Genomic DNA, 9,077 nt, shown 5'->3' on the forward strand with positions numbered 1-9,077 from the left:
AGATGTGTATAAGAGACAGTACTCATACTGAACAATATGAATATGTTGATGAATTTGGATTTCTAAATTATACCACTTTTTCCAGTTTAGGAGATGGTCATATATTGGCCAATCAAGTTTATTCTCCCAAAACAATAAAGATTAACCTAGTCAATAATAAGACAGAAAACATTCTAAAAAGTAATAAAGATGATTTTTACTCTAATCAAGATTTAAATAATTGGCAAAAACATGCAATAAAGAGCACCTATTATAATCAGATAATCAAATTAGACAGTGATAAATTTATTAGAATTATATGGAGTGGAGTTGACCCAGAAAATGGCAAAAACGGCTTTCTAGAAAAATCACAAATTATACAACTATTTGATGCTGAAATGAATTGTTTAAAAGAAATAGAATTACCTGCCAATACTTATGGAATTTATTCTTGGTTTACAAGCCAAAACCAGCTTTACCTTCAAACCTCACATCCTTTGTATGAAGATTTAATAGAAAATTCTTTTGAAATTCATAGAATTAGTTTCGAATAAGCATAAATTGAGATTTCGAAACTAATCAAAAATGAAAAAATTTAAAGTCGGTTGCGTACAAGCCACCCCAGCACTATTCAACAAATCCAAAACCATGGATATTGTATTAAATTGGATTCAAAAGGCAGCTAAAGAAAAAGTTAAATTATTGGTATTTCCTGAGAGCTTTATACCGGCTTATCCAGCTGGTTTAGGCTTTGGAACTGTGGTCGGCAGTAGAACTGAAGCAGGAAGAGAACAATTCAGAGAATATTGGGAGAATAGTGTTGAGGTAGGTGCTAAAGAAACCCAGCAGATTGCAAAGTGGGCTCAAGAATACGAAATGTATATCACCATTGGCATTACGGAAAGAGATTCCATTAGCAAAACTTTATATTGTACCCTCCTTTATTTTTCCCCAAAAGGAAAATTGATGGGGAAACACCGAAAATTAAAACCTACTGCGGCCGAAAGACTGGTTTGGGGAGAGGGTGATGGTACTACCTTATCCACATTTGATACTGAAATTGGAAAATTAGGCGGTTTAATTTGCTGGGAAAACTATATGCCTTTAGCCCGGATGTCGATGTATCAAAAAGGAGTAGAAATTTATATGGCACCTACTGCAGATTCACGTGATAGCTGGAATAGCAGTTTGATTCATATTGCATGTGAAGGCAGATGCTATGTGATAGGTTCGAATCAATTTATCTGCAAAAGTGACTACCCAGAACATTTACAAAAGGAATTGGCAGAAGACCGTCCTGAAATATTATCCAGAGGGGGAAGTGTTATTATTTCGCCTTTAGGGAAAGTTTTGGCAGGTCCTTTATATAATGAAGAGGGCTTACTCACTGCAGAAATTGATCATGATGAAATCATTAAAGCTAAAATGGATTTTGATGTGATAGGACATTATGCCAGAAATGATGTTTTTGGGTATGAGGCAAAAGGGCAGCCGGATATGGGGATGGATATGTAATTGTCAGGAAGTCTAAGCGAGACGCTTAGACTAGTCTGGGACAGTTAGACTAGACGGACACATGCGAAACGCGTGCTCCAACTAGGAGGATATCTGCAGTGCGGTTTGACGGTTAGAACCGTCTAATCGCTACTCATGAAAGCTTGCCTTTCCATCTATCGGCCGGATTTAATTGCAAATGGCACTATCCTGGATTATCGGTCAGACGGAAATCAGGGATGCTTCCAAGATGAAATCCTATCACGGCAATATTTTGGGGTAGGCATAATTCATGATGTTGATATCCGTCAGACCGAAACCACTGCCCATCTACCATTTCAATTATTGCTAAAAGCATCAAATCGAAAGAGTCCTTTTCTTATGCCTGACATTATCTCCAATGTGGCACTATCTCCGGTAAAAATTCAATGTCTTTACCGACCAGACAGTTCCAACCCTCAGCTTGGGGATGAGTTCCTGTCTACGGACTATCGTCTGACCAAAGATTTTAAAATTTCAACTTTCATACGTCATATTCCAGGAAATTCCTCATTTTTGCAATCCGAAAAAATAAGAGAATGATAAAAGGAGCCATATTGGTATTTTTAGGTGCATGTAGTTTTGGTATATTAACCACTTTAGTTAAAATATCATATTCGGAAGGCTTCACTTTGGCTGAAGTGACTGGAGCGCAAGTGTTTTTTGGCGCGGTTATCCTATGGCTAATTTTAGCTGGAAGAGCCCTATTTCAAAATATCAAATTCAATTTTACCTGGAAAAACAGCTGGAAAGTATTGCTCACAGGAATTAGCACTGGCTTAGTGAGTTTATTTTATTATAAATCAATCCAGGAATTACCTGCTTCTATAGGCATACTTTTATTAATGCAATTCACCTGGATCAGCATGTTACTTGAGATCGTCATCCACCGTAAATTCCCTACTCGAATGCAGTGGATTTCTGTTATTTTCATTCTCTTTGGTACATATTTGGCAGGCAATGTTTACAGTTTGGATAATATACCCTTCAGCCTGGAAGGAATAGGCTACGGATTTTTAGCAGGTTTTTTCTATGCCGTATTTATCTGGGCAAATGGTAGAGTCGGCAATGCATTAATTCCAGTTCAAAAAAGTGCCATGATGATTACAGGAGCTTGTCTTTTCATCTTTGTGATTTTCCCTCCCGAATTCTTATGGAATGGAAGCTTATCAGCTGGTTTATGGTCTTGGGGCTTAATATTTGCTTTATTCGGAACCGTTATTCCGCCTCTCTTCTATGCATATGGAATTCCACAAACAGGCGTTGGACTTAGCAGTATTCTAAGTTCTGCCGAGTTACCCGTAGCGGTATTCTTTTCAAGCTGGCTTCTAGCAGAAGAGGTTACATGTCTGCAATGGGTTGGTGTTGCTACAATACTTTTTGCTATAGTGGTTGCTAATCGCCCCCTACCCCCCAAAGGGGGGAAACGCACAGAATAAGATTCGCTTTTTAATTTGAAAAATTATAATAAATAATTTGTATATAATATAGAATGAAAATAAAAAGTGAAATGGTTTATTGTTTCCACTGATATTAATCCGTAAAACCAGTCCCCCCTTTGGGGCTAGGGGCTTTGGGCTAGAGTGCTGAGCTCCACTCAGAAGGATTATCTCTCCATTCCTTTAAAGTTGCTAACTCATCATTTTTTATTAATTTTTTGGCTAAAGCTTCTTCAAGCAAATGTTTATAATCACTTAAGCAAACCAATTTAATCTTAGCCTTATTGAAATTTTCTATAGCCACATCAAATCCATATGTAAAAATAGCCGCCATGCCCAGTACTTCTGCTCCTGCTGATTGCAATGCTTCTGCTGCTTTAATTGAGCTTCCACCAGTAGAAACTAAATCTTCTACCAATACAATTTTTTGTCCTTTTTCTAATTTACCCTCTACTAGATTCTCCATCCCGTGTCCCTTTGGTTTAGAACGAACATACATAAAAGGCAAATCCAATGATTCCGCCACCAAAACGCCTTGAGGAATTCCAGCCGTGGCAACACCTGCAATAGCTTCTGCTTCAGGAAATTGTGACCGTATTACATCGGATAAGTAATGTTTAATAATACTGCGAGTTTCAGGAAAAGAAAGAGCTAAACGATTATCACAATAAATGGGAGATTTCCAGCCGGAAGCCCAAGTAAAAGGTTTTGCAGGTCTTATTTGAATTGCTCCAACATCTAATAATTCTAAGGAAATGGCACGAGCAATTTCTGGTTTGGCGATGGTAATCATGAAAGAGTATTTGATTTAAATTCCGTACAAATTTAACGCTTTTATTCACAAGGCTGAAATAAAAGAGAAAATAAGAAATAGTGACATATTGAAATACATCACAAAATGAGTTTAACTTCAATTTATAATGTCTTGAAAGACAAGAATAGATGAGCTTTTCAAAAAGCAATCAAGCTAAATTGCAATAATCTATTTGGCAGCTACTGCCTCAACCTCAACCAATAATTCAGGACGTGCCAATTTATAAACGCCAATAGTAGACCGAGCTACTTTATTAGGATTCTCTTCATTATTGAAAAATTCACCATAAGCTTTAAACCATGCATCCCAGTCAATTTCTCCGGATTCATTTGGCGCCAAATAAACTCTCAGAAAGAATACATCTTTCATGTTATAGCCTTCTGCTTCAATAGTTTCTTTTATTCTTTTTAAAGTACCAATACTTTGCTGGTAAGTATCGCCATATTTTGACATATCCCCCGAAGGAGCATCGGGATTCAAAACCTCGCTTACTAAGCCCGAGGTGTAAAAGATGTCTTTCCCTTTAGGCACAAAAACACCCTTCAAAATGCTAGATTCAGGTCGATCAATTCTTTTAAGTTCCTGTTTTGAATTATTATTTTGACATGAAAAGAATATTAAAGCTGCTAAAATCAAACCTATGCTATTTTTCATCATCAGAGTTTTTAAGGGTGAAACGTTTTATAATGGATAACTGAAGAATAAATAAATTATCATTATTATCTGGATTTCCGAAGTCAGAAATATTATCCAAATAATCAGTTTGAGGATTTAGAAATCCTGTTCTTAGGTGAAAACCAAAATCATTGGGTAGAAAATAATAGGCATTGAGAGTTGTAGGAATTAGAACCGTTAGATTTGAGTAATCTTCTCCTTGAGAGCGGCTATTTAGCTGATCGGCTAAATTCTTATTGTCTCTATCATACACTGCAAAGCGCATGAACCCAAAGCCTTGAGCAAGGTAAATAGAATAATTAGGCTTATTTACTATATGAAAGCTTGGTTCAACATGTAAAGCTTGATAATTTGTTCTGGCAAAATCATTAATTTGAAACTCACTTTGATCAAAAAATCGAACTTCCCTATTTTCAGCTTGAACCTCTCCTACACTAAACCAAAACCCAATATTTAACCATCGATTTGGTGTAAACTGCATAAAAGCTGAAGCTTGAGCTCCAGGTTTTTTATAAGAGGGTTCTAAATCTGTTTTGGGAATACTGCTTCCGAAACTGATTCCTGCAAATTTTGTAAAGGTAGAATCTTGCCCTGAAACAGAAAAAGCAAGCAGGAAACTTAATAAAGTTAATATTCCAGCTTGCTTTCTCATATGTATGGAATTTAGGTTAATTATTTTCCACTTTTCAATTTAGTGAAATCATAATCATCCAAAAACTTAGTAGTGAAATTACCAGATTTGAAAATTTCATTATCCATCATTTCAATATGAAATGGAATAGTAGTTTTCACGCCTTCAATTACAAATTCGCTCAAAGCTCTTTTCATTCTTACCATCACTTCTTCTCTTGACTGTCCTGAAACAATCAATTTAGCAATCATTGAATCGTAGAATGGAGGAATTGTATAACCTGCATAAACATGACTATCAATCCTTACTCCATGGCCACCTGGCAAATGTAGATTGGTGATTTTACCCGGACTAGGTCTAAAACCATTTGCAGGATCCTCCGCATTAATTCTACATTCCATTGCAAAAAGTTGTGGGAAGTAGTTTTCTCCTGAAATAGTCACACCAGCAGCTACCTTGATTTGTTCTTTTATTAAATCAAAATTAGTAACTTCTTCAGTAATAGGATGCTCTACCTGGATACGCGTATTCATTTCCATGAAATAGAAATTATTATGCTTATCCAAAAGGAATTCTATAGTTCCGGCTCCTTCATAACCTACCGCTTCCGCACCTTTAATTGCTGCTTTCCCCATTGCATCACGCAATTCGTCTGTCATTACGGGGCAAGGTGTTTCCTCAATTAGCTTCTGATGTCTTCTTTGAATAGAGCAATCTCTTTCAGAAAGGTGACATGCTCTCCCATTTTTATCTCCTACTACCTGAATTTCAACATGACGAGGCTCTTCAACAAATTTCTCTAAATAAAGTGCGTCATTCCCAAAAGAAGCACCAGACTCTTGACGAGCCGAATCCCATGCTTTCTTGAATTCATCTTCCTTATTCACAATCCGCATCCCTTTACCTCCACCACCGGCAGTAGCTTTCAGTATGACAGGATACCCCATCTCTTTGGCAATTTTCTTACCTTCTTCTATGGATTCCAATAAACCCTCAGATCCAGGAATGGTAGGAACTCCTGCTGCTTTCATGGTTGCTTTTGCAGTCGCTTTATCCCCCATCTTGCTAATCATTTCAGGATCAGCACCAATGAATTTTATTCCATATTCACCACAAATTTTAGAAAACTCAGCATTTTCGGATAAAAATCCATAACCCGGATGAATGGCATCTGCATTAGTAATTTCAGCTGCTGAAATAATATTAGGGATATTTAGATATGAATCTTTACTGGCAGCTGGCCCTATGCAAACAGCTTCATCAGCAAAACGAACATGCAAACTGTCTTTGTCAGCCGTAGAATAAACCGCCACAGTACTGATTCCCATTTCTTTGCAAGTTCTTATAATTCGCAAAGCAATTTCACCTCTATTGGCTATTAATATCTTTTTAAACACGATTTTTTTCTTTTAATGAAACATTTAAACAATTCTTGATGGATTATCAAGAAGGATCCACTAAAAATAATGGTTGGTCGTATTCAACAGGTGTTGCATTATCCACCAATATTTTCACAATTTTACCAGAAATATCTGACTCAATTTCATTGAATAATTTCATTGCTTCCACAATACAAACAGTATCACCAGCTTTAACTGAATCTCCTACATTTACAAAGGCAGGGGTGTCAGGGTTTGGTGTTCTGTAGAATGTTCCAATCATTGGAGATTTGATAGCTACATATTTATCATCATCAGAAGCAGCTGGTTTTTCTTCTCCGCCTGAACTTGGTGCAGAGGCAGGTGCTGCTGAGGGAGCAGGAGCTGCTGCAGGTTGCGGAGCAGGAGCTGCCGCTTGAACAACTTTTGCTTCAGTGTTCTTTTTAACTTTAATTTTAAATTCTTCAGTTTCTATATTTACTTCATCCAATCCGGACTTAGAAATAAAATCAATTAGGTCTTGAATCTCTTTCGCTTTCATAGCTATTGGTTTAGTTAAAAATCAAAAATTGTTTATATTATAATTTATTTTTTTACTCTTTCCGCGTAGGAACGGGTTCTAGTATCTACTTTAATTAATTCATCCTGGTCAATGAATAAGGGCACTTTAATCTCCGCTCCTGTTTCTACCGTTGCAGGTTTGGTTGCATTAGTGGCGGTATCGCCTTTAATGCCTGGTTCTGTATAAATTACTTTCATTTCCACAAATGGTGGCAATTCGCAACTTAAAGGCTTTTCTGTTTCAGCATGGATTAAAATATCTACTTCCTGCCCTTCTTTGTACAAATCTACATTATCTATTACTTCGTCTGGAATAGAAATTTGTTCAAAATTTTCTGTATCCATAAAATGCATTCCAATGTCATCTTTATACAAAAACTGATGTGACCTTCTTTCTATTCTTGCGGTGGTAACTTTATGCCCAGAAGTGAAAGTATTATCTAATACTTTTCCTGTGGTAAGACTTTTCAATTTAGTTCTTACGAACGCGGGCCCTTTACCTGGCTTCACATGTTGAAATTCAACTATAGTGAACAAATCGTGGTTATACTCTATGCAAAGACCATTTTTAAAATCAGAAGTATCTGCCATATATTATAAGTATTAATTTAATAAAATTATTTAGAATCGTAAGCCCATTTTATATAAACGGAACCCCAAGTAAAACCACCTCCAAAGGCAGCCAATATTATATTATCTCCTTTTTTCATTTGACTCTCATACTCCCATAAACACAACGGAATTGTACCACTGGTCGTATTCCCAAATTTGTGGATATTCAACATCACCTTATCAGAATTAACTCCCATTCTATTAGCCGTGGCATCTATAATTCTTTTATTTGCCTGATGCGGCACCAACCATGCTACATCTTCAGAAGTTAAATTATTTTTAGCCATTATATCAGCCGCTACCTGCGCCATATTGGTTACAGCAAATTTAAAAACCTGACTACCTTCTTGATAAACGTAATGTTCTTTAGCAATCAAGGTTTCTTGCGAAGCTGGTTTTCGGCTTCCTCCTGCTTTCATGTGTAAAAACTGCTCACCAGAACCATCTGTATGTAGAATTGAATCTTTAATTCCGAAACCCTCTGTATCAGGCTCAAGCAAAACGGCTCCTCCACCATCTCCGAAGATAATGCAAGTTTGTCTATCTTCATAATCAATTATAGAAGACATTTTATCCGCTCCTACTACCACTACTTTCTTATATTTCCCAGTTTCTATAAACTGAGAGGCAGTGGATAAGGCGAAAATAAAACCAGAGCATGCAGCTTGTATATCGTAGCTAAAAGCATTCTTAGCACCAACATTATTACTGATAACATTGGCCGTAGCGGGGAAAAGCATATCTGGGGTGGTAGTGGCACAAATCAAAAGATCAATATCCTCTGCTTTGTTACCAGTTTTTTCCAGCAAACCTTTAACAGCTTGTGTTCCTATTACTGAAGTTCCTTGATTTTCACCTTTAAGAATTCTTCTTTCTTTTATTCCGGTGCGGGAAGTAATCCATTCATCATTGGTATCTACCATGGTTTCCAACTCTTTGTTGGTCAACACATAATCAGGCACCCACCCTTGAACTCCGGTAATAGCTGCAGTTATTTTAGTCATGTTTTGATTGTAGTTTCTTTGGCTATTCAGCTGCTAATATATATAATATTGATTTGAAGCCCGACAAAATATGAAGAAATGCATCGGTAAATAATTAATCAATAGTTCAATATTTTAGAATAATCAAACTTAAACATGATAGAATGCTAAAAATAAATTATTCTCAAAAACCTTAGCCAATAAAAAAAGCTTTGCTTGAGAGCAAAGCTTTAACATTTTCAATAGACTTGATTAAGCCAATACTTCTTTTTCCATTACTACATTTCCTTTGTAGTAAAGTTTACCTTCATGCCAGAAAGCTCTATGTGGCAAATGCGCCTCGCCTGTAGTAGGACAAATCGCCAATAATTTTGCCGTTCCTTTTTTGTGAGTCCTTCTTTTATCTCTTCTGGTTCTGGATATTTTTCTCTTAGGATGCGCCATTTTATTCTAAATTTTAATTCTTATTTC

General features: G+C 36.5%; 12 protein-coding genes. 4 read left to right on the plus strand and 8 right to left on the minus strand.

The genetic code is table 11. The features are described from left to right. The 4 genes from Q0L29_RS05360 to Q0L29_RS05375 all read left to right on the plus strand — a co-directional run. Nucleotides 1-533 (plus strand): hypothetical protein (locus Q0L29_RS05360; protein WP_296619722.1); only part of this gene is annotated, 533 nt, incomplete at its 5' end. 31 nt (nucleotides 534-564) lie between these two features. Then, nucleotides 565-1,494 (plus strand): carbon-nitrogen hydrolase family protein, encoded by a 930-nt coding sequence (locus Q0L29_RS05365; protein WP_296619724.1) that lies wholly within the window; start codon nucleotides 565-567, stop codon nucleotides 1,492-1,494. 135 nt (nucleotides 1,495-1,629) lie between these two features. Further along, on the plus strand, nucleotides 1,630-2,055 hold the full coding sequence (locus tag Q0L29_RS05370; RefSeq protein ID WP_296619725.1) for a hypothetical protein: 426 nt from the start codon (nucleotides 1,630-1,632) through the stop codon (nucleotides 2,053-2,055). Further along, nucleotides 2,052-2,951: a DMT family transporter gene (locus tag Q0L29_RS05375; protein WP_296619727.1), complete on the plus strand. Its 900-nt coding sequence runs from the start codon at nucleotides 2,052-2,054 to the stop codon at nucleotides 2,949-2,951. The genes Q0L29_RS05370 and Q0L29_RS05375 overlap by 4 nt, the downstream gene beginning before the upstream one ends. A gap of 139 nt (nucleotides 2,952-3,090) precedes the next feature. Here Q0L29_RS05375 and pyrE read toward each other — a convergent pair whose 3' ends face one another. The 8 genes from pyrE to rpmF all read right to left on the minus strand — a co-directional run bounded on the left by pyrE (nucleotide 3,091) and on the right by rpmF (nucleotide 9,050). Continuing rightward, nucleotides 3,091-3,744 (minus strand): orotate phosphoribosyltransferase, encoded by a 654-nt coding sequence (gene pyrE / locus Q0L29_RS05380; protein WP_296619729.1) that lies wholly within the window; start codon nucleotides 3,742-3,744, stop codon nucleotides 3,091-3,093. A 189-nt stretch (nucleotides 3,745-3,933) separates the two neighbouring features. Next, a complete protein-coding gene (locus tag Q0L29_RS05385) occupies nucleotides 3,934-4,419 on the minus strand; it encodes a RidA family protein (RefSeq protein WP_296619731.1) in 486 nt (161 codons plus the stop codon). Beyond that, on the minus strand, nucleotides 4,409-5,092 hold the full coding sequence (locus tag Q0L29_RS05390) for a hypothetical protein (RefSeq protein ID WP_296619732.1): 684 nt from the start codon (nucleotides 5,090-5,092) through the stop codon (nucleotides 4,409-4,411). The genes Q0L29_RS05385 and Q0L29_RS05390 overlap by 11 nt, the downstream gene beginning before the upstream one ends. 20 nt (nucleotides 5,093-5,112) lie before the next feature. Continuing rightward, nucleotides 5,113-6,468 carry an acetyl-CoA carboxylase biotin carboxylase subunit gene (gene accC / locus Q0L29_RS05395; RefSeq protein ID WP_296619734.1) on the minus strand — a complete coding sequence of 452 codons (1,356 nt, stop codon included), beginning with the start codon at nucleotides 6,466-6,468 and terminating at the stop codon, nucleotides 5,113-5,115. A 46-nt stretch (nucleotides 6,469-6,514) separates the two neighbouring features. Then, on the minus strand, nucleotides 6,515-6,991 hold the full coding sequence (accB, locus tag Q0L29_RS05400) for an acetyl-CoA carboxylase biotin carboxyl carrier protein (RefSeq protein ID WP_296619736.1): 477 nt from the start codon (nucleotides 6,989-6,991) through the stop codon (nucleotides 6,515-6,517). A gap of 44 nt (nucleotides 6,992-7,035) precedes the next feature. Continuing rightward, nucleotides 7,036-7,602 carry an elongation factor P gene (gene efp / locus Q0L29_RS05405; protein ID WP_296619738.1) on the minus strand — a complete coding sequence of 189 codons (567 nt, stop codon included), beginning with the start codon at nucleotides 7,600-7,602 and terminating at the stop codon, nucleotides 7,036-7,038. Between the two features lie 26 nt (nucleotides 7,603-7,628). Beyond that, nucleotides 7,629-8,627, minus strand: coding sequence for a beta-ketoacyl-ACP synthase III (locus tag Q0L29_RS05410; RefSeq protein WP_296619740.1), 999 nt, complete (start codon nucleotides 8,625-8,627; stop codon nucleotides 7,629-7,631). 231 nt (nucleotides 8,628-8,858) lie between these two features. Further along, nucleotides 8,859-9,050: a 50S ribosomal protein L32 gene (rpmF, locus tag Q0L29_RS05415; protein WP_013455314.1), complete on the minus strand. Its 192-nt coding sequence runs from the start codon at nucleotides 9,048-9,050 to the stop codon at nucleotides 8,859-8,861. Between the last annotated feature and the right edge of the window lie 27 nt (nucleotides 9,051-9,077).

Origin of the sequence: Marivirga sp. (assembly GCF_024636815.1) — a bacterium.
GTDB lineage: Bacteria > Bacteroidota > Bacteroidia > Cytophagales > Cyclobacteriaceae > Marivirga.